This window comes from Dactylosporangium aurantiacum (assembly GCF_000716715.1).
GTDB lineage: Bacteria > Actinomycetota > Actinomycetes > Mycobacteriales > Micromonosporaceae > Dactylosporangium > Dactylosporangium aurantiacum.
Genome location: NZ_JNYJ01000007.1, coordinates 68,132 through 87,241 on the forward strand (window position 1 = coordinate 68,132; position 19,110 = coordinate 87,241).

The following is a 19,110-nucleotide window of genomic DNA, read 5'->3' on the forward strand; positions in this document are numbered from 1 at the left end:
GACGCCTCCTGGGTAGGGTCGACCGGAGCGATCGAACTGCACCCTGGGACGCATCCGGGCGCCGCCCCGGTTCCCGCCCCCAGCGTCACGGTTGCGACACGGCAGGGCCACGGCCAGAGCACGGCGCCAGCGGCGGCAGCACTCGAGAGGGGACCGGAAAGCATGCGCGTCACCAAGTTCACGCACGCCTGTCTGCGCATCGAGCACGACGGCGGGGTGCTGGTGATCGACCCGGGGGTGTTCAGCGAGCCCGAGGCGCTCGACGGCGCCGACGCGGTGCTCATCACGCACGAGCACATGGACCACCTCGACATCGAGGCGCTGCGGGCGCTGAAGCAGCCCGAGCTCACCGTGCACACCCACGCCGACGTCGAGGCGCAGCTGGCCGACCTCGACGCCGACGTGTACGCGGTCGCGCCCGGCGACACGTTCGTCGCGGCGGGGATGACGGTGCGCGCCCACGGCGGCCGGCACGCGATCATCCACCCTGACATCCCGCGCATCGTCAACGTCGGGTTCGTGATCGACACCCCGGACGGCGCGCTGTACCACCCCGGCGACGCGTTCCACGTGCCGGACGAGCCGATCGCCACCCTGTTCGTGCCGGTGTCCGCGCCGTGGCTGAAGCTCGCCGAGGCGATCGACTTCACCCGGGAGGTGGCGCCGGAGCGCGCGTTCGCGCTGCACGACAGCCTGCTGGTGGAGGCCGGTCAGCAGATGGTCACCGGGCACATGACCCGGCTGTCCGGCACCCGCTACGCCCGCCTGGAGCCGGGCGAGTCGATCTGAGCGCCGGGCCTTACTGAGGCCCCCGCCAGGTCATCAGGTTGGCGAAGAGCTCCGCCTGCTCGACGGCGTCGTCCAGGGCGTGGTGCGTGTGCCGGCGCTTCGACAGCAGGTGCGCCGGCATGCGCCCCTTCACGGCCGCGCCGATCGGCACCCCGGCCCGCACCGCGTAGAGGGTCTTGATGTCCAGGCAGCCGGAGTGGCCGAAGACGCTGGCGCCGGTGAAGCGCAGCAGGTACCAGTACAGGAACATCCAGTCGAACACGGCCGGGTAGGCCACGACGACGGGCCGCCCGGCGCCGGCCGTGCGCGTCACCCAGGCGCTGAGCTCGGCCATGGCGACGGCCGGGTCCGCGCCGTCGCGCAGCAGCGCCGCCCGGTCCAGCCCGGACACCGCGAGGGCCTCCGGCACGAAGTCGTCGCTGATCGGGCGCAGCTCCCGGTAGAACGTGTCGGCGGTCGGGTCGGCCGCGGCGAACACCCCGTCGGACCGGCCGGCGACCGCGAGACCGACGCTCACCATCGAGTAGGGCCCCGGGATCGGGCCGTCGGCCTCGACATCGAGGGAGAAATAGACGTCCGCGCGCATCCGCTGATCCTACGATCGAGGGGTGGACGATGCGCTCGCCGCCGTGGTGGCCCGGCTCTACGCGGTGCCGCCGGAGGAGTTCGTGGCGGTGCGCGCCGCGGAGGTGGCCAGGGCCCGGCAGGCGCGCGACACCCGGCTCGCCGCCGCGGTCGGCAAGCTGCGCAAGCCGACCGTCGCGGCGTGGCTGGTCAACCTCCTCGCCCACGAGCGCCCCGACCTGGTCGGTGAGCTGCTGGAGTTGGGCGAGCAGCTGCGCGACGCCCAGCGCGAGCTGCGCGGCGGCGAGCTGCGCGAGCTGTCCGTCCGCCGCCGCTCCACCGTCGCCGCCCTGGCCAGGGAGGCCGCCCGCCTCGCCGGCCCCGACCGGGGCAACCTGCCGCTGCCGGAGGTCGAGAACACGTTCGCGGCAGCGCTCGCCGACGCGACGGTCGCCGCGGCGGTACAGCAGGGGGCGCTGACGAAGTCGCTGGAGTACACGGGCTTCGGCGAGACCCCGCGGCCGCAGCTGCGGCTCGTGCAGGGCGGCGAGGACACGCCCCGGACGGGCACCGTGACCGCGAAACGGTCCGCGCCGACGCAGGACGACCGGGAGCAGCGCGCCGAGGCCCGCCGCCGCGAGGAGGAGCGCCGCCGCGCCGAGGAGGAGCGGGCCAGGGCGGTCCGGCAGGCCCGCCGCGAGCTGATGACGGCGCTGCAGCAGCTCAGCGACGCGGAGACGGCGAAGGCCGAGGCGGAGCGCGCCGTCGCCGCCGCCGGGAAGGCGATCGCGTCGGCGGAGAAGCGGGTCAAGATCGCCCAGGACGCCCTCGCCGACCTGTCCTGAACCCGACTCCTGAACCCGACCTGGGCACCCGCCACGAACGTGTGCCTACACGGTGATCGACCGGAGCGGGCAGAATGAGCCGGGTGACTCCCGAGCAGGCGGCCGCGGCGGCGAAGCAGGCCGTCCTGATGCTGGGCGGCGCGTTCAGCGACGACCCCAAGACCATGCGCCGGGCCCGGCAGATCGGCCTGACCGGCTGGGCGTTCTACGTCGCCGGCCGCGGCGGCGCGCTCGGCGACGTGCGGGCCGACACGGTGGCCGCGGCGCTCGGGTTCATCGCGCCGGAGGCCGTGCAGGACGGCTGGGACGCCGCCCGCAAGGTCGCCCCGCCCGAGCAGATCGCCGCCGACAACCTCGACGAGTGCTGCCGGTGGGGCCGCGAGCACCTGGAGAGCTTCTACGCGCTGCCGAAGCTCGTCGAGCTCGCCGAGCGGGTCGTGGTCAGCGCCGAGACCGCCGGCATGCCGCTGTTCGCGGCGTGGCGGGCGATGCCGCTGCCCGACGACTCACCCGGCGCCCGCGCCGCCGTCCTGGCCCACCTGCTGCGCGAGCACCGCGGCGCCGCACACCTGCTCGCGATCCGCGCCAGCGGGCTGAGCCCCTTGGAGGCGATCATCTCCGGGCCCGAGGGCGAGGCGGGCGCGACGGCGTTCGGCTGGCAGCCGCCGTACCCGCCGTTCGAGCCCCTCGTACGGCGGCGCAGCTGGGCCGAGGCCCTGACCGACCGGATCGCCGGGGAGGCGTTCCGGGCACTGGCCCCGACCGAGCGGGTCGAGCTGGTCAACCTGCTCGACGCGGCGGTCACGACCGTCCAGGAGGCGGCACCCGTATGACATCTCTGGACGGCCTGGACGGCTGGACCGTCCGCGGCTGCACGCTGCGCGACGTGCCGGCGATCCTGGCGATCACCCGGGCGGGTGACATCGCCGCGCTCGGCGAGCCCGACTGGTCCGAGGACGAGATCGTGGCGACCCTCACCGCCCCCGCCGAGGACCCGTCCGTCGACACGTGGCTCGCGGCGGGGCCCGACGGGGTGCCGGTCGCGTGGGCGTACGTCGACAACCCGCAGCGCGGCGCCCGCGACAACGTCGAACTCTACGCGTGGCCCGGCCGCGGCGAACCGGCCTACGGCCCGCTGCTGCGCCTGGCCGTGGCCCGGGCCGCCGAACGAGCCCGCCGCAACGGCGTCGCGCGGGCCGTGCTGCGCGCCGGGACGCTCGCGTCGGAGGCCGCGCTGGTGTCGGTCCTGCAGGCGGGCGGCTTCACGTTCGTCAAGCGGCACGCGCGCATGACCCGGCCCCTGACCGGCGACGAGCGCACCCCCTCCGGCTACGACATCCGGCCCGTCCGGCAGGACGAGCTGCCCCGCTTCCACGAGGTCCTCGAGTCGGCGTTCGCCGACACCCCGGACTTCCAGCCGACCACGTACGACGCCTGGCGCGAGGCCGTCGCCGGCCTGCCGTCGGTCAGCTGGGACGAGTGGTTCGTGGCGCTCGCCGGCGGCGAGATCGTCGGCGTGCTGCAGTCCGCCGACCAGGCGGTCGAGCGGAACGAGGGCTGGATCAAGAACCTGGCCGTGCTGCGCGCGCACCGCAGGTCCGGCGTCGGCGGGGCGCTGCTGCGCACCGCGTTCGCGGCCTACGCGGCGAAGGGCCGCACCGCCGCCGGCCTGGGCGTCGACCTGACGAACCCGACGGGCGCGTACCACCTCTACGCCGGGGTCGGCATGACCGTGGTCTTCGCCGCCGACGTCTACGAGCGCACCCTGGAGCTGTCCGGCTAGGGCATGGCCGTCTTCGTCGGGCGGGCCCGCAGCGCGTCGAGGTAGTCGGCGGGCGCGCCGGCCTTCGCGGCGGCGTTGGCGATCTCGGCGAGATACCAGGCCGTCGGCAGGCCACCCTCGTACCCGTTGAAGACGTAGACCCACGCGGTCGCGTCACCGTCGAGGGTGGCGACGCGCAGGTGCAGCTTCTGGTAGGTGCCGGCGAGCGCGCCCTCGACCTCGTCGAGCTGCTTCTCGTCGTTGGGGTGGACGTCGTAGAGCGCGACGAAGACCCGGTCGCCGGGCGACTCGACGATCGTGGTGACCGAGCCCTCCCAGCCGAGGACATCCTCACCGGCGAACGTCAGCCGCCAGCCTTCCAGCCAGCCGGTGCCGATCATCGGCGAATACGGACAGTAGGCCCGCATGCGGGCCGGGTCCAGGTTCGAGCCATACGCGGCGTAATGACGCACGGCGATGACGATAAACCCGGCAGGGTGCGGGAGAGAATACTGCAGAGCGTGTCGGATTCGGATCCACTCGTCGGCGCGGCGCCGCCGTTCGGCTGGGTCGCCGCCTGAGCCGCGCGCCGACGAGGGACAATGTGGCGACAAGGGCGAGAAGGGGTGGCGTGCGTGGGCCGGATCGTGATCATCGGAGGGGGCCCGGCGGGCTACGAGGCGGCCCTGGTCGCCGCGCAGCTCGGCGCCGAGGTCACCGTGATCGAGGCCGAAGGTGCTGGTGGCGCGTGCGTGCTGCACGACTGCGTGCCGTCCAAGACGTTCATCGCCAGCTCGAGCGTGGTGACCGCGCACCTGGACACCGAGGAGTTCGGGGTCATCGGGCCGCCCGGCGACGACGTGCGGGTCGACGGCCCGGCCGTGCACCGGCGGGTGAAGCGGCTGGCCGCGGCGCAGTCCGGCGACATCCACTCGAAACTGCTCAAGGCGGGCGTCGAGTTCGTCACGGGCACAGCGCGCCTCGGTGAGGACACGCTCGGTCACACCCATGCGGTGCAGATCACACCGGCCGGTGGTCACGCTCCGTATGTGATCGCGGCCTCAACGGTACTGCTGGCCACCGGCGCGACGCCGCGGGTGCTGCCGACCGCGGCGCCGGACGGCGAGCGCATCCTCGACTGGCGCCAGGTGTACGACTTGCCGCAGCTGCCCGAGCACCTCATCGTCGTCGGGTCCGGCGTGACCGGCGCGGAGTTCGCCTCGGCGTACCTGGCCATGGGCATCGACGTGACGCTCGTCTCCAGCCGGGACCGGGTCATGCCGCACGAGGACCCCGACGCCGCGATGGCGATCGAGCGGGTGTTCCGGGCCCGGGGCATGACGATCCTCAACAACTCCCGCGCCGCCGCCGCCCGCCACGTCGACGGCGGGGTCGTGGTCGAGCTCGCCGACGGCCGGACCGTCGAGGGCTCCCACGTGCTGATGGCGGTCGGCTCGGTGCCGCAGACGGCGTCGCTCGGGCTCACCGAGTACGGCGTGGAGGTCGCCCCCGGCGGCTACATCACCGTCGACCGGGTCTCGCGGACCAACGTCCCCGGCATCTACGCCGCCGGCGACTGCACCGGCCTGCTGCCCCTCGCGAGCGTCGCCGCCATGCAGGGGCGCATCGCCATGTGGCACGCGCTCGGCGAGGCGGTCGCCCCGCTCAAGCTGCGCACCGTCGCCGCGAACGTGTTCACCGACCCCGAGCTCGCCTCCGTCGGCATCACCCAGTCCGACATCGACAGCGGCCGGGTCCCGGCCCGCTCGGTCATGCTGCCGCTCGCCGGCAACGCCCGGGCCAAGATGGACGGCCTCGACGACGGGTTCGTGAAGATCTTCTGCCGCCCGGCGTCCGGCCTGGTCGTCGGCGGGGTCGTCGTCGCGCCCAAGGCGAGCGAGCTGATCATGCCGATCGCCATGGCGGTGGAGAACCATCTGAGCGTCGACCAGCTCGCCCACACCATCACGATCTACCCGTCGATCTCGGGGTCGGTCGCCGAGGCCGCCCGGCAGCTCATGCTGCACGCCGAGGACTAGGGCAGCTCGCGGTAGATGTCGCGGGCGTAGTCGACGACCGCGGCGCGGGTCACGGTCGCCTCGATCGGCAGGACCTCCAGGCAGCGGCGCAGCGCCTCGGTCAGGATCGGCCGGGGCACCCGCATCGACACCGTGCAGTGCGGCACCCACTCGCCCGGGTCGTACAGGGGCAGGCTCTCGATGCCGGCGTCGGTGAGGTGCCGCCACACCTGGGCCTGGTGGCGCATCAGGTCCGGGGTCGGCGCCAGCCCGAGGAACACGACCCGGCCGACGAACACCCCGGCGAACTGGAAGTTGAGCCGCAGCGGCGCGGCGACCCGCACGGGCTGGAGCGCCTCGGCGACCGCGTCCGGGTCGAGGGCCCGGGCGCTGACCAGCGACACGTGCGGGCGGTGCCGGCCGTCGTGCGGTGTGCGCAGCGTCTGTACGCCGAGGTCCTCCAGCAGGTCCCACAGCACCCGGATCCGCCGGGTGGCGCGCTCGTCGAGGTGCAGCTCGAGGGCGGCGACCATCAGCGGGTCGCCTGGCACACGGGGCACCAGTACGCGTTGCGGGCGTTGAGCTCCGCGGTGCGCACCGGGGTGCCGCACACGAGGCAGGGCAGGCCGGCGCGGCGGTACACGTAGACCTCGCCGCCGTGCCGGTCGACCCGCGGCGCGCGGCCCATCGCCTCGGGCGTGTGCAGGTCTCGGACCGTGTCGATGCGGCCCTCGGCGACCCCGCTGCGCATCAGGACCCGCAGGTCCTGCCAGATGGCGTCCCACCGGCGCCGGGTCAGCCGCCGCCCGGGGACGGTCGGGCGCAGCCCGGCGCGGAACAGCGCCTCCGTCACGTAGATGAGCCCGGCGCCGGCCACCACCGACTGGTCCATCAGCAGCGCCATCAGCGGCCGGTCCGAGCGCTTGACCGCGGTGAACGCCCGGACGCCGCCGTCGTCCTCCTCGGCGAGGGGGTCCGGGCCGAGCCGGGCGTGCAGGGCCTCGACCTGCAGCGGGTCGAGCAGCTCGCACGCCGTCGGGCCGCGCAGGTCGAGCCAGTGCGCGGCGTTGGCCATCCGCAGCCGGACCTCGCCGACCGGTGGCGGGGCGGCGCCGTCGCCGTCGGTGAACTTGCCGTAGAGGCCGAGGTGGACGTGCAGGGTCACGTCGCCCTCGTAGTGGTGCAGCAGGTGCTTGCCGTGGGCGGAGGTGTCCAGCAGCACCCGACCGTCGACGCGGCGGGCGCCGTCGGCGAAGCGCCCCTGCGGGCTGCTGACCGCGACGGCCCGGCCCGCGAACAGCGCCCGGTGCCGCCCGGCGAGTCGATGGATGGTGTGACCTTCAGGCACCGGACGTTTATACCCGTCGCGCCGCGGCGGCCGCGCGCTATTGTTCTGGCATGCGTCACAGCGCACTGTCCACGACGACGCCGGGCCTTCCCCGGCGGCGCTGACAGCTCGCTGTCCACACCTGCTCCGGGGCGTCGCGCTCCGGAGCTTTTCGCTGCGTCCGAGGTGCGCGCCCCCTTGCCTACCAAGGGAGTTCCCTCATGCAGGACCACCGCAAGCTCGGCCGTGACCTCGAACTGTTCCACTCCGACCCGCTGGTCGGCGCGGGGCTGCCGCTGTGGCTGCCGGCCGGCGCCGCCGCCCGCCGCGCCGTCGAGGACTACATCCACGCCCTCGAACGCCGCAACGGCTACCAGCACGTGTACTCGCCGCCGCTGGCCAAACAGCAGATGTACGTCAGGTCCGGGCACCTGCCGCACTTCGCCGACGACATGTTCCCGCCGATGGCGCTGAGCGAGCACGACGCGTTCGTGCTGCGCCCGAGCCTCTGCCCGCACCACGCGGCGGTCTTCGCCGCGCGCGGCCGCTCGTACCGGGAGCTGCCGCTGCGCATCGGGGAGATCGGCGGGCAGTACCGCGCCGAACGCTCCGGCGTGCTCGGCGGGCTGTCCCGGGTCCGGGCGATCTCCCTCAACGACGGGCACGTCTTCTGCGCCGAGGACCAGGTGCGCGCCGAGGTCGTCGAGTCGCTGCGGCTCATGCGGGTCGCGCACGCGGCGCTGGGCTTCCGGCCGGCGTCGTTGCGCCTGTCGCTGCGCGGCGACGGCGGCAAGTACGTCGACGACCCCGCCATGTGGGACAGGGCGTCCGCCGTCCTGCGCGACGCCCTCGACGAGGCCGGGGCCTCCTACGTCGAGGCGGCCGGCGAGGCGGCCTTCTACGGTCCGAAGATCGACGTGCAGCTGCTCGACCACGCCGGCCGGGAGAGCACCCTCGCCACCGTCCAGGTGGACTACTTCCAGCCGGCCCGGTTCGACCTGTCCTACGTGGACGCCGACGGGCAGCGGCGCCGGCCGGTGATGGTGCACCGCAGCGTCGCGGGCAGCATGGAGCGGCTCTTCGCGCACCTGATCGAGGTGCACGACGGGGCGTTCCCGGCCTGGTACGCCCCGCTGCAGGTGGCCGTGCTGCCCGTCGCGGACGCCTTCGCGGGCGGTGCGTTCGTGCGCGCCTGCCGCGCCGCCGACCTGCGGGTCGAGGAGTGGCACGAGGGCAGCCTCGGCGCCCGGATCCGCCAGGCGGTGGCGCGCAAGGTGCCCTACGTCGCGGTCGTCGGGGAGCGCGAGGCGGCCGCCGGGGCCGTGTCGCTGCGCCCGCGGGACCCGGGGGCGGCGTCGGGGGTGCTGCCGGTCGCCGCGGCGGTCGCCGCGCTGGCGGAGGACTGCTCGGCGCCATAAACAGCCCGGCGGTGCCGGCGCGTCAGTCCCGGTGTGCGGATCTTCCGGATCGTCGTGACCCTCGCCCTCCTCGCCGGCTGCTCGTCCTCGCCGTCCTACTCCGCCCCCGCGGCGTCATCGTCGGTGCCGCCCTCGGTGGCACCGGCGTCGGCCGCCCCGTCCCGCGGGGCGGCGACGATCGACGCGCCCGTCATCCGGTTCCCGGTCGGGGGCGGCGGGACCTTCGACTTCGCCCAGGCCGCCGGGCAGGTCGTCGGCGGCCGGGGGACGCTGCTGTCCTACCGGGTCGGCGTGGAGCGCGGCATCACCGGCGTGGACCCCGCCACCTTCGGCGACGCCGTCGAGCTGATCTACGCCGACCCGGGCAGCTGGCCCGCCACCGGCAACTGGCGGCTGCGCCGGGTCGGCGCCGGCGAGCGCTACGACTACACGATCTACCTCGCCACCCCCGCGACCCGCGACGTGCTGTGCGGCAACGGCTACGACCGGTACACCTCCTGCAGGAACGGCAACACCGTGGTGGTCAACGTGGCCCGCTGGGCCCGCGGCGTCCCCGGCTACAACGGTGACCTCGCCGCCTACCGGCAGTACGTGGTCAACCACGAGACCGGCCACCGCCTCGGCCGCGGCCACGAGCTGTGCCCCGGCCCGGGCCGCCCGGCGCCCGTCATGCAGCAGCAGACCCTCGGCCTGCACGGCTGCACGCCCAACCCGTGGCCGATCGTCGACGGCCGCCCCTACGCGGGCCGCTCCGGGCAGTACGACGACCCGACTCCCGGGGAGCAGACATAAACGCCCCACCCCGCCCGCGTCGTCCAGTACGTGAGGGGGTGTGGTGTGCGGGACTTCGACGACTTCGTGACGGGGCGCAGCCCGGCGCTGCTCCGCTTCGCGTACCTGTTGACGGGCGACCGGCACCTCGCCGAGGACCTGACCCAGGAGGCGCTCGTGCGGGCGCACCGGCGCTGGCACGCGATCGTCGGCGAGGACGGCCCGGAGCCGTACGTCCGGCAGGCGATCCTGCGGCAGTACCTGTCGTGGCGGCGGCGCCGGGCGAGCACCGAACGCCCGGTGGCGGAGCCGCCGGACGCGGCCCCGCACGGCGCCGACCTCGCCGACCGGGTCGTCGACGCCGACGAGCTGTGGACCGCGCTGCGGGCCCTGCCCCGCTCGCAGCGCGCCGTGGTCGTCCTGCGCTACTACGAGGACCTGCCCGACGCGCAGATCGCCCGGCTGCTCGGCTGCGCCCCGGCGACGGTCCGCGTCCACGCCTTCCACGCCCTGCACCGGCTCAGGTCGGTGCTGACCCCCGTCCCGTCCCTGCGGCCTGGTGGAGCGCCATGACTTCCGTCCCGTCCCCGCGGTCTGGTGGAGCGCCATGAGCGACGTCGAGCACCGCGTCCGCGACCTGCTGCGGCGCCACGCCGCCGACGCCCCGGCGGGCGTCGCGCTGCTCACCGCGGTGCGCGCCGAGAGCCGCCGCCGCACCCGCCGCACCCGCGTGGCGCTGGCCGCGGCCTGCGCCGTGCTCGGCGCGCTCGGCCTGACGGTGCCGCTGCGGCCGGCCGCCGACCCGGTCACGGTCGCCGCGCCGGCCACGCTGGTCGAGCCGGCCGGCCCGGCGACGGTCACGTTCCCGCTGGGCCCGCCCGCCGACGCCGCCGGCGCACCCGACCTGCGACTGGCCGCGGGCCTGCCGACGCTCAGCGTCCCGGTGCCGGGCGCGCCCGGCGTGACCGCCACCCTGACGGCGAGCACCTGGCCTCCGGGCGTCCTCGCCGCCGCGACCGGCACCGCCCCGGCGACCGTCCGCGGCCTGCCGGGCCGGCTCGTCACCTGGTCCGACGGCGGCGAGCCGGAGCTGTCCCTCGTGTGGCAGGACGGCGCCGGGCAGTGGCTCGAGCTGCGGGCCTTCCCGCCGGTGCCGGCCGAGCATCTGGCCGGCTTCGCGAAGACCCTGGTGGCGCAGCCGGTGACCGCCCCGGCGCCGTTCGAGTTCGCGCTCGTGCCGGCCGGCTACACGATCGACAACATCAGCCCCTCGGCCGTCACCTTCTGCCCGCCGGGCACCGCCCCCGACGAGTCCTTCGTCGGCAAGCTCACGGTGATGCTGGGCGTGGCCGCCGAGTGGTCCCCGGGCCGCGCCGTCGACGTGGGCGGCCGCCCCGCCACGCTGCGCGACTCCGGCGACTCCACCACCCTGCAGGTCGATCTGGGCGACGGCCGGCTGCTCGAGCTGCAGTCGGCGGCGACGGTACCGCTGGAAGAGCCGGACCTGCTGCGCTTCGCCGCCGGGATCACCGTCACCCCCTCCGCCACCCCGGGTCAGGGATGAGGTGGTTCGTGGTAGATGCACCCTAAAACGTACATATGTGCATACGATTCATTTGTGCTAGTTGTAACGACTGAGGGTCTGCCCGGCTACGAGATCACCACGGTGCTCGGCGAGGTGCTGGGCGTGTGCGCGACGTCGCGGAACCCGTTCGCCGCGGGCCTGCGGTCCACGGAGGGCGGCCCGGGCCTGGACATGTCCCAGTTCCTGGTGCAGACCAGGGCCAAGGCGGTCGGGCAGATGGTGCACGTCGCCGAGCAGCGGGGCGCGAACGCGGTGGTCGGCATGCGCTTCGACCACCGCGACTTCACCAACACCTGGGCGGAGCTGTGCGCCTACGGCACCGCCGTGGTCGCCGTCCCGCTGCACGTCAGCTCGGGCGCCCACGCCGCGGACCGCCACCACGCGAACTCCCGCTGATCCACCCCGACGGCATTGCCGTCGGTGTCGCGGCGGACCGGCGGACGACGCATGGCCGCGGGCACGGCGTCCGCGGCGGCGCGTGCGGTGCCCCGCACGGCCGCGGTGGCAGCGGTGACACGGACCCGTTCCGCGTGGTCGCTGTGGGACGGCCGCGCTGGTCCTCGCGGACATGGCAACCCGTCACGCGGGCGGCGGGACGGCCGCGCTGGTCCTCGCGGACATGGCAACCCGTCACGCGGGCGGCGGGACGGCCGCGCTGGTCCTCGCGGACGTGGCAACCCGTCACGCGGGCTGTGGGACGGCCGTGCTGGTCCTCGCGGACATGGCAACCGGTCGCACGGAAGCCGCGCGGATATCGCGACGGTGCGCTCGCCACGGCCCGCTCCAACATCCCGGCGACCGGCCGCACGACGATGGGACCGCGCCACGACCGACCGCGCCACGACCGACCGCGCCACGACCGGCCGCGCCACGACCGACCGCGCCACGACCGACCGCGCCACGACCGGCCGCGCCACGACCGACCGCGCCACGACCGACCGCGCTACGACCGGCCGCGCTACGACCGGCCGCGCCACGACGGGACCGCGCTACGACCGGCCGCGCCACGACCGGCCGCGCCACGACGGGAGCGCGCTACGACCGACCGCGCCACGACCGGCCGCACCACGGCGAGACCGCACCACGACCGGACCGACCCGTGACCAGGCGGGGCGGGACTGCGCGGCTGGTGTCGCGCCACCGGCGCAGCGGGGCAGCGCCGCGCAGCAGGGCAGTGCCGCGCAGCGGGGCAGCGCCGTGCGGGGCGGCGGCCCGGGCTACTTCAGGGTCGCGATGACGGCGCCCGCCGAGACGACCTCGCCGACCTTGGCGGACAGGTCGGTCACGACGCCGGCCTTGTGGGCGTTGAGGGGCTGCTCCATCTTCATCGCCTCCAGCACCACGATCAGGTCCCCCTCGGCGACCGTGTCCCCCTCGGCGACCGCGATCTTCACGATGGTGCCCTGCATGGGGCTGGTGAGGGCGTCCCCACCGGCGGCGCCGGCCTGCTTCTTCGCGCCGGCGCGGCGGCGCGGCGCGGCACCGGGCGCGCCCGCGGCGCCGGCGGCCGGGCCCGCGGCGACCGTGCCGAAGCCGGCCGGCAGCGAGACCTCCAGGCGCTTGCCGCCGACCTCGACCACGACCGTCGAGCGCTCCTCGGCGGCGGGCAGGTCCCCGGCGGGCGCGGTGAACGGCGGGACCGTGTTGACCCACTCGGTCTCGATCCAGCGGGTGTGCACGCGGAACGGCGCGGCGGTGAAGGCCTCGTCGCGCAGGACGGCGCGGTGGAAGGGCAGCGCGGTGGCCATGCCGTCGACGACCATCTCGTCCAGGGCCCGCCGGGCCCGCTCGATGGCCTGCTCGCGGGTCTCGCCGGTGACGATGACCTTCGCCAGGAGGGAGTCGAAGTTGCCGCCGATCACGCTGCCGGCCTCGATGCCGGTGTCGACGCGGACGCCGGGGCCGGTCGGCAGCCGCAGCTCGGTGACGGTGCCGGGGGCGGGCAGGAAGCCGCGGCCGGGGTCCTCGCCGTTGATGCGGAACTCGATGGCGTGCCCGCGCGGCTCGGGGTCGGCGTCGAAGCGGAGCTTCTCGCCGTCGGCGACCCGGAACTGCTCGCGGACCAGGTCGACGCCGGCGGTCTCCTCGCTGACCGGGTGCTCGACCTGCAGGCGGGTGTTGACCTCCAGGAACGAGATGGTGCCGTCGTTGCCGACCAGGTATTCCACGGTGCCGGCGCCGTGGTAGCCCGCCTCGCGGCAGATCGCCTTCGCCGACTCGTGGATCTGGGCGCGCTGAGCGTCGGTGAGGAACGGCGCGGGCGCCTCCTCGACCAGCTTCTGGTGGCGCCGCTGCAGGGAGCAGTCGCGGGTGCCCACGACGATCACGTTGCCGTGCTGGTCGGCGAGGACCTGGGCCTCGACGTGGCGGGGCTGGTCGAGATACCGCTCGACGAAGCACTCGCCGCGGCCGAACGCGGCGACGGCCTCGCGGGTCGCGGACTCGAACAGGGCCGGGATCTCCTCGATGGTGCGGGCGACCTTCAGCCCGCGGCCACCGCCGCCGAAGGCGGCCTTGATGGCGACCGGCAGGCCGTGCTCCCGGGCGAACGCGACGATCTCGTCGGCGTCGCGGGCAGGCTCGGCGGTGCCGGGCACCAGGGGCGCGCCGGCGCGCTGGGCGATGTGCCGGGCGGTGACCTTGTCGCCGAGGTCGCGGATCGCCTGCGGGGCCGGCCCGATCCAGGTGAGCCCGGCGTCGATGACGGCCTGGGCGAAGTCCGCGTTCTCGGAGAGGAACCCGTAGCCGGGGTGCACGGCGTCGGCGCCGGCGGCGAGGGCGACCTCGACCACCCGGTCGATGCGCAGGTAGGACGCCGCGGCGGTGTCGCCGCCGAGCGCATAGGCCTCGTCGGCGAGCCGGGTGTGCAGCGCGTCACGGTCCGAGTCGGCGTAGATCGCGACGCTGGCCAGGCCGGCGTCGCGGCAGGCGCGGATGACGCGGACGGCGATCTCGCCCCGGTTGGCGATGAGAACCTTACGCACGCTGAACGCTCCCTTGGGTAACCCTCCGGGGCAGTCTAAGCGACCTGTATGACAGTCGCCGTTGCCAACAATGTCATAGTCAAACGGTGTCTAATACGCGTTTGATGATCATGGGGTTGATCTCCTACCTGCAGCCCGTCCACGGCTACGACATCCGCAAGGAGCTGGCCAGCTGGAACGTGGAGAGCTGGGCCGACGTCCAGCCCGGGTCGATCTATCACGCGTTGCGCAAGCTGACCGACGAGGGCCTGCTCGAGGCGGTCGACACCGAGCAGGTGGGCGGCCGACCGGCCCGCACCCGCTACCAGCTCACCAAGGCCGGCGAGGTCGAGTATCAGACCCTGCTGCGCCGGTACTGGTGGGAGTACAAGGAGCCGGTCGACCCGTTCCTGGCCGCGTTCGCCTTCCTGCCGTCACTGCCGCGGGCCGAGGCGGTCGGCGCGCTGCGGGCCAGGGCCCGGCTCCTGGAGAGCTGGGTGGCGACCTATCGCGACAGTGCCGACGAGTGGGCGGCCGGCAAGCCGCCGCACGTGGCCTGGCAGTTCGAGCTGACCACGGTGCGCGCCGAGGCGGAGGCCCGCTGGTGCCACGACGTCGCGGCCCGCGTCGAGGCTGGTGAGGGCATGCATTTCAACGAGGGTCCGGCCGACGGCGAGCACGGCGCCGAGGCCTGGCGCAGGGCCATCCGGGAGCAGTTCGGCGAGCCCGACGACGAGGACGAGATGTAAAACGCGATATAGAGAAGCCTTGACCGCACAAACTATATCGCGTTACGTTCTCCCTGAGACACGAGACGACAGGGGAGACCGTCATGATCGAGACGAAGGGGCTGCGGAAGTCGTACCGCTCCAGGGCCGGTCGCGAGACCAGGGTCGTCGAGGCGGTGCGGGGGGTCGACCTCTCCGTCAAGGAGGGGGAGATCTACGGCTTCCTCGGCCCCAACGGCGCCGGCAAGACCACGACGCTGCGGATGCTGGCCACGCTCATCACGCCCGACGGCGGCGAGGCCGTCATCGCCGGCGCCGACCTGCTCAAGGACCCGGGCGAGGTGCGCCGCCGGATCGGCTACGTCGCCCAGGGCGGCAGCACCTGGGACGAGAGCACCGCCCGCGAGGAGCTGGTGCTGCAGGCCCGCTTCTACGGCATCCACAAGGCCGAGGCGCAACAGCGGGCGGCGAAGGCCCTGGCGGCGTTCCAGCTGACCGAGTACGCGGACCGCAAGACCAAGACCTACTCCGGCGGCCAGCGCCGGCGGGTCGACATCGCGCTCGGCATCATCCACGGGCCGAAGGTGGTGTTCCTCGACGAGCCGACCACCGGCCTGGACCCGCAGAGCCGCGCCCACATGTGGGACGAGGTCCGCCGGCTGCGCGACGAGGGCATGACCGTCTTCATCACCACGCACTACCTCGACGAGGCCGACGCCCTCTGCGACCGGATCGCGATCATGGACCACGGCGAGATCGTCACCGAGGGCACCGTCGACGACCTCAAGCGCGAGGTCGCCGGCGACGTCGTCACCGTCGGCGTCAACGGCGCGGCCAGGGCCGCCACCGAGCTGCTGCGCGGCCAGGGCTACGTGCGCAAGATCGAGGAGCGGCAGGACCACTCGCTGCGGCTGTACGTCGACGAGGGCTCGGTCGCGATCCCGCACATCCTGCGCGTGCTCGACCACGCGGGGGTCGAGCTCAAGCAGATGGAGCTGCACCGCCCCAGCCTCGACGACGTCTTCCTCACCAAGACCGGCCGTTCACTTCGGGAAAGCTGAGTAGCGATGAAATTCCTCCGCGACACCTGGCTCGTCTTCGCCCGCCAGATGCAGCTCATGCTCCGCCAGCCGGTGTGGCTGATCGTCGGGGTCGTGCAGCCGCTGTTCTACCTGCTGCTGTTCGCCCCGCTGCTCAAGCCGGCCCTCGGCGTGCGCACCAACGCCGAGGCCTACGAGCTGTTCGTCCCCGGCCTGCTGGTGCTGCTGGCCATGTTCGGCTCGCTGTTCACCGGCTTCGGCCTGATCGCCGAGCTGCGCGCCGGCGTCATCGAGCGCAGCCGGGTCACCCCGGTCAGCCGCCTGGCCCTGCTGGTCGGCCGGTCGCTGCGCGACGTCGTGTCGCTGCTGTTCCAGGCGGCGCTCATCGTCGTCGTCGCGGTCGGGTTCGGCCTGGACGTCGGGGTGCTGGACGTGCTCGGCGCGTTCGCCCTGATGGCGGTCATCTCGCTGATGCTGTCGGCGTTCTCGTACGCGATCTCGCTGAAGCTGCGCAGCGAGGACGCCCTCGCGCCGCTGCTCAACACGATCTCCCAGCCGCTGCTGCTGACCGCGGGCATCCTGCTGCCGCTCACCTTCGCACCCACCTGGCTCAAGCGGGTCGCCGACTGGAACCCGTTCTCCTGGGCCACCGACGGCGTCCGGGCCCTGTTCGCCGGCGACCCCGGCGCCGACTCGGTGTGGCAGGCCGCGGTCGTCATCGGCGGGCTCACCCTCGTCACCGTCGTGTGGGCGTCGCGCGCCTTCGCCAGGGGCGTCCGCTAGCTGTACCGGTAACGACCATCACCGTCACGGCCCCTTCCACCCCGGGAGGGGCCGTGACACCGTCAGGTGGTGCCGCGACTCGTCCGTGACCGTCTGACCTGGGTCATCTATGTGCAGCTCTCCCTGTGGTGCTACTTCCTCTACGGGTTCGGGCCGGTGGCCCCGCTGCTGCGCGACGAGCTGCACATCAGCCGCACCCTGGCGAGCCTGCACGGCACCGGGTTCGCCGTCGGCGGCATCATCGGCGGCGCCGTCATCCCCGCGCTGACCCGCCGGTACGGGCGCAACCGCCTCATCTGGGGCGGCCTGGCGCTGATCGGTGCCGCCGCGGTGGGCATGTTCGCCGCGCACCACCTGGCGCTGACCCTGACCTTCGCGACCCTCGGGTCGTTCGGCGGGTCGCTGCTGGTCAACGGGGTCGTCGCGGCCCTCACCGAGCACCACGGCGCCGCCGGGCCGGCCGCGATCAGCGAGGCCAACGCCGCGGCCGCCGCCGTCGGCCTGGTCGCCCCGCTGATCGTGGGGTTCGCCTACGGCGCCGGCCTCGGGTGGCGCGTCGGCCTGGTGCTCGTGGTGGTCCCGGCCGTCCTGACCGCGGTGTTCGCGGGGGTACGGGCACCCGAGCCCCTCCCGCACCGCGACCCCGACGGCGCGGGCGCGGGGCGGCTGCCCACCGCGTACTGGCTCGCCGCGACGAGCCTGTTCGCGACCGGTTCGGTCGAGGTCTGCCTGACGCTGTGGGGCAGCGACGTGCTGCGCGCCCACGCGGGCGTGTCCCCGGGGGTCGCCACCGCCGCGGTGTCGACGCTGATCGCCGGCATGGTGACCGGCAGGGTCATCGGCGGGCGGGTGCTGCTGCGGTTCCGCCCCACCCGGGTGCTCCTGGCCGCGCTGGGCGTGTCGGCGGCCGGGTTCGCGCTGTTCTGGACGGCGACGGTGCCGTGGCCGGCGATGCTGGGCCTGTTCGTCTGCGGCCTCGGCGTCGGCCTGCACTACCCGCTCGGCATCGGCCTGGCCCTCGCGCACTCCGGCGGCCGGCCGGACCTCGCCGCGGCGCGGGCCTCCTTCGCCGTCGGGATCTCCTTCGCGGTCGCCCCGTTCGCGCTGGGCTCGCTCGCCGACGCCGTCGGCCCGCACACCGCGTTTCTGCTGGTGCCCGTGTTCCTGCTGCTCAGCGCGGTGGTGGTGGCGCGGCTGGAGCGCGCCACCCGGCCCGTGGTGCCGCTCAGAGCCGTCGAGCCAGTGTGAGCCCGTCGGCGATCGGCAGGATCATCGACTCCACCCGCTCGTCGGCGAGCACCATGCGGTTGAACGCGACGATCGCCAGGGTGCCCTCGTCGCCCGGGTCCGGGTCGAGGACGTGGCCGTCGCGCAGCACGTTGTCGACCAGGATCAGCCCGCCGGGCCGCACGCGGGGCACGACCGCCTCCCAGTACGCCGGATAGCCGGTCTTGTCCGCGTCGATGAAGACCAGGTCCAGGTGCGGCTCGCCGGGCAGCGCCGCGAGGGTCCGCGCGGCCGGGCCGATCCGCAGCTCGATCCGGTCGTCGAGGCCGGCGCGCCGCCAGTACCGCCGGGCGATCGCGGTGAACTCCTCGGACACGTCGAAGCAGGTCAGCCGGCCGCCGTCGGCGAGCCCGCGGGCGATCGCGATCGACGACAGCCCGGTGAACGTGCCGATCTCCACCGCCCGCCGGGCGCCGCTGATCCTGGTCAGCAGCGTCAGCAGCGCCGCCTGCTCGGGCGCGACCTGCATGCCCGCGTCGTGCGGCAGCACCGCCGCGGTCTCCGCGATCAGGTCCCGCACCAGGTCGTCGGGCTCGCTGCCGTTGGCCACGACATAGGCGTGCAGCGCCTCGGTGAGCGCCAGCGTCCGTCTCGTCATGGCTCGATCCTGCCCGCCCAGTAGTCGCTCAGCCGCACCCCGAGGATGGCCATGAGGGTGCGCAGCGTCGGCAGCGACAGCCCCACCACGTTGCCGTGGTCGCCCTCGATGCGCTCGACGAACACGCCGCCGAGACCGTCGATGGTGAACGCGCCGGCCACGTGCAGCGGCTCGCCGGTCGCCACGTACGCCGCGACCTCCTCGTCGTCGGGCTCGGCGAAGTGCACCACCGTCTCGACCGTCTTCGCGGTGTTGTTGCCGGTCCCGGTGTCGATCAGGCAGTGCCCGGTCAGCAGCACGCCGGCGCGGCCCCGCATCGCCTTCCACCGGGCCACCGCGTCGGCGGCGTCGGCGGGCTTGCCGAGCACCTCGCCGTCGAGGGACAGCATCGAGTCGCAGCCCAGCACGAGCGACCCGGCGAGGTCCGGCGGGAGGGCGTCGGCGACGGCCCGGGCCTTGAGCTCGGCGAGCGTCCCTGGCAGCCCGGGGCCGCTCCCGGCGGCCTCCACCGCGGCCTCGTCGACGCCGCTGACGATGACCCGGGGCTCGATCCCGGCGGACTGCAGCAGCTTGCGGCGGGCGGGGCTGGCCGAGGCGAGGATGAACGTCTTCACGGGACGGACGTTAGTACC

21 protein-coding genes are annotated in these 19,110 nt (G+C 74.2%); 14 read left to right on the forward strand and 7 right to left on the reverse strand.

The features are described from left to right. Positions 1–162: 162 nt before the first annotated feature. A complete protein-coding gene (locus OP18_RS09120) occupies positions 163–789 on the forward strand; it encodes an MBL fold metallo-hydrolase (RefSeq protein ID WP_033358348.1) in 627 nt (208 codons plus the stop codon). Between the two features lie 10 nt (positions 790–799). Here OP18_RS09120 and OP18_RS09125 read toward each other — a convergent pair whose 3' ends face one another. Next, positions 800–1,375, reverse strand: a complete 576-nt coding sequence (locus OP18_RS09125) for a 3'-5' exonuclease (protein ID WP_033358349.1) — start codon at positions 1,373–1,375, stop codon at positions 800–802. A gap of 22 nt (positions 1,376–1,397) precedes the next feature. Between OP18_RS09125 and OP18_RS09130 the strand changes: the two genes are divergently transcribed. The 3 genes from OP18_RS09130 to OP18_RS09140 all read left to right on the forward strand — a co-directional run bounded on the left by OP18_RS09130 (position 1,398) and on the right by OP18_RS09140 (position 3,981). Further along, positions 1,398–2,198: a TolC family protein gene (locus tag OP18_RS09130; protein ID WP_033358350.1), complete on the forward strand. Its 801-nt coding sequence runs from the start codon at positions 1,398–1,400 to the stop codon at positions 2,196–2,198. Between the two features lie 83 nt (positions 2,199–2,281). Continuing rightward, entirely contained in the window at positions 2,282–3,031 is a 750-nt protein-coding gene (locus tag OP18_RS09135) for an SCO6745 family protein (protein ID WP_033358351.1), read from the forward strand. Then, positions 3,028–3,981 carry a GNAT family N-acetyltransferase gene (locus OP18_RS09140; protein WP_033358352.1) on the forward strand — a complete coding sequence of 318 codons (954 nt, stop codon included), beginning with the start codon at positions 3,028–3,030 and terminating at the stop codon, positions 3,979–3,981. Before OP18_RS09135 ends, OP18_RS09140 begins: the two co-directional genes overlap by 4 nt. Here the strand turns inward: OP18_RS09140 and OP18_RS09145 are convergent. Further along, on the reverse strand, positions 3,978–4,433 hold the full coding sequence (locus OP18_RS09145) for a gamma-glutamylcyclotransferase family protein (protein WP_033358353.1): 456 nt from the start codon (positions 4,431–4,433) through the stop codon (positions 3,978–3,980). The genes OP18_RS09140 and OP18_RS09145 overlap by 4 nt on opposite strands. Positions 4,434–4,595: 162 nt before the next feature. Between OP18_RS09145 and OP18_RS09150 the strand changes: the two genes are divergently transcribed. Continuing rightward, positions 4,596–5,999, forward strand: a complete 1,404-nt coding sequence (locus tag OP18_RS09150; RefSeq protein ID WP_033358354.1) for an NAD(P)H-quinone dehydrogenase — start codon at positions 4,596–4,598, stop codon at positions 5,997–5,999. Here OP18_RS09150 and OP18_RS09155 read toward each other — a convergent pair. Both OP18_RS09155 and OP18_RS09160 read right to left on the reverse strand, forming a co-directional pair. Beyond that, a complete protein-coding gene (locus OP18_RS09155; RefSeq protein ID WP_313900950.1) occupies positions 5,996–6,538 on the reverse strand; it encodes a 2'-5' RNA ligase family protein in 543 nt (180 codons plus the stop codon). The genes OP18_RS09150 and OP18_RS09155 overlap by 4 nt on opposite strands. Next, entirely contained in the window at positions 6,511–7,326 is an 816-nt protein-coding gene (locus OP18_RS09160; RefSeq protein WP_033358355.1) for an Fpg/Nei family DNA glycosylase, read from the reverse strand. The genes OP18_RS09155 and OP18_RS09160 overlap by 28 nt, the downstream gene beginning before the upstream one ends. A 200-nt stretch (positions 7,327–7,526) precedes the next feature. On the opposite strand from OP18_RS09160, the gene thrS reads away from it, so the two are divergent. The 5 genes from thrS to OP18_RS09185 are packed head-to-tail and all read left to right on the forward strand — an operon-like array spanning position 7,527 to position 11,475. After that, positions 7,527–8,723, forward strand: coding sequence for a threonine--tRNA ligase (thrS, locus tag OP18_RS09165; RefSeq protein WP_033358356.1), 1,197 nt, complete (start codon positions 7,527–7,529; stop codon positions 8,721–8,723). A 33-nt stretch (positions 8,724–8,756) separates the two neighbouring features. After that, complete coding sequence (locus OP18_RS09170) at positions 8,757–9,515, forward strand: DUF3152 domain-containing protein (protein WP_033358357.1); 759 nt, start codon at positions 8,757–8,759, stop codon at positions 9,513–9,515. Positions 9,516–9,560: 45 nt separating this feature from the next. Beyond that, positions 9,561–10,067 (forward strand): SigE family RNA polymerase sigma factor, encoded by a 507-nt coding sequence (locus tag OP18_RS09175; protein ID WP_033358358.1) that lies wholly within the window; start codon positions 9,561–9,563, stop codon positions 10,065–10,067. A gap of 34 nt (positions 10,068–10,101) precedes the next feature. Then, the gene (locus OP18_RS09180; RefSeq protein WP_033358359.1) at positions 10,102–11,058 is read left to right on the forward strand and encodes a hypothetical protein; all 957 of its coding nucleotides are present in this window, start codon (positions 10,102–10,104) and stop codon (positions 11,056–11,058) included. Positions 11,059–11,112: 54 nt separating this feature from the next. Then, complete coding sequence (locus OP18_RS09185; protein WP_063745461.1) at positions 11,113–11,475, forward strand: YbjQ family protein; 363 nt, start codon at positions 11,113–11,115, stop codon at positions 11,473–11,475. Between the two features lie 821 nt (positions 11,476–12,296). Here the strand turns inward: OP18_RS09185 and OP18_RS09190 are convergent. Further along, positions 12,297–14,063: an acetyl/propionyl/methylcrotonyl-CoA carboxylase subunit alpha gene (locus tag OP18_RS09190; RefSeq protein ID WP_033358360.1), complete on the reverse strand. Its 1,767-nt coding sequence runs from the start codon at positions 14,061–14,063 to the stop codon at positions 12,297–12,299. Between the two features lie 104 nt (positions 14,064–14,167). On the opposite strand from OP18_RS09190, the gene OP18_RS09195 reads away from it, so the two are divergent. The 4 genes from OP18_RS09195 to OP18_RS09210 all read left to right on the forward strand — a co-directional run bounded on the left by OP18_RS09195 (position 14,168) and on the right by OP18_RS09210 (position 17,841). Continuing rightward, positions 14,168–14,791, forward strand: a complete 624-nt coding sequence (locus OP18_RS09195; protein ID WP_063745462.1) for a PadR family transcriptional regulator — start codon at positions 14,168–14,170, stop codon at positions 14,789–14,791. 83 nt (positions 14,792–14,874) lie between these two features. After that, positions 14,875–15,831: a daunorubicin resistance protein DrrA family ABC transporter ATP-binding protein gene (locus OP18_RS09200; RefSeq protein WP_033358361.1), complete on the forward strand. Its 957-nt coding sequence runs from the start codon at positions 14,875–14,877 to the stop codon at positions 15,829–15,831. A 6-nt stretch (positions 15,832–15,837) separates the two neighbouring features. Then, positions 15,838–16,593 (forward strand): ABC transporter permease, encoded by a 756-nt coding sequence (locus tag OP18_RS09205; protein ID WP_033358362.1) that lies wholly within the window; start codon positions 15,838–15,840, stop codon positions 16,591–16,593. A 69-nt stretch (positions 16,594–16,662) separates the two neighbouring features. Next, positions 16,663–17,841, forward strand: a complete 1,179-nt coding sequence (locus OP18_RS09210; RefSeq protein ID WP_052386506.1) for an MFS transporter — start codon at positions 16,663–16,665, stop codon at positions 17,839–17,841. Here OP18_RS09210 and OP18_RS09215 read toward each other — a convergent pair. Together OP18_RS09215 and OP18_RS09220 are read right to left on the reverse strand one after the other, a co-directional pair. Further along, positions 17,819–18,478 carry an O-methyltransferase gene (locus OP18_RS09215; protein WP_033358363.1) on the reverse strand — a complete coding sequence of 220 codons (660 nt, stop codon included), beginning with the start codon at positions 18,476–18,478 and terminating at the stop codon, positions 17,819–17,821. The two genes, OP18_RS09210 and OP18_RS09215, sit on opposite strands and share 23 nt — an antisense overlap. After that, complete coding sequence (locus OP18_RS09220) at positions 18,475–19,092, reverse strand: Maf family protein (RefSeq protein ID WP_033358364.1); 618 nt, start codon at positions 19,090–19,092, stop codon at positions 18,475–18,477. The genes OP18_RS09215 and OP18_RS09220 overlap by 4 nt, the downstream gene beginning before the upstream one ends. Positions 19,093–19,110: the final 18 nt, after the last annotated feature.

Coding starts and splice junctions, on each gene's coding strand:
- OP18_RS09120 (WP_033358348.1), top strand. CDS start 163: ATGCGCGTCACCAAGTTCACGCACGCCTGTCTGCGCATCGAGCACGAC.
- OP18_RS09125 (WP_033358349.1), bottom strand. CDS start 1,375: ATGCGCGCGGACGTCTATTTCTCCCTCGATGTCGAGGCCGACGGCCCG.
- OP18_RS09140 (WP_033358352.1), top strand. CDS start 3,028: ATGACATCTCTGGACGGCCTGGACGGCTGGACCGTCCGCGGCTGCACG.
- thrS (WP_033358356.1), top strand. CDS start 7,527: ATGCAGGACCACCGCAAGCTCGGCCGTGACCTCGAACTGTTCCACTCC.
- OP18_RS09180 (WP_033358359.1), top strand. CDS start 10,102: ATGAGCGACGTCGAGCACCGCGTCCGCGACCTGCTGCGGCGCCACGCC.
- OP18_RS09195 (WP_063745462.1), top strand. CDS start 14,168: ATGATCATGGGGTTGATCTCCTACCTGCAGCCCGTCCACGGCTACGAC.
- OP18_RS09200 (WP_033358361.1), top strand. CDS start 14,875: ATGATCGAGACGAAGGGGCTGCGGAAGTCGTACCGCTCCAGGGCCGGT.
- OP18_RS09205 (WP_033358362.1), top strand. CDS start 15,838: ATGAAATTCCTCCGCGACACCTGGCTCGTCTTCGCCCGCCAGATGCAG.
- OP18_RS09215 (WP_033358363.1), bottom strand. CDS start 18,478: ATGACGAGACGGACGCTGGCGCTCACCGAGGCGCTGCACGCCTATGTC.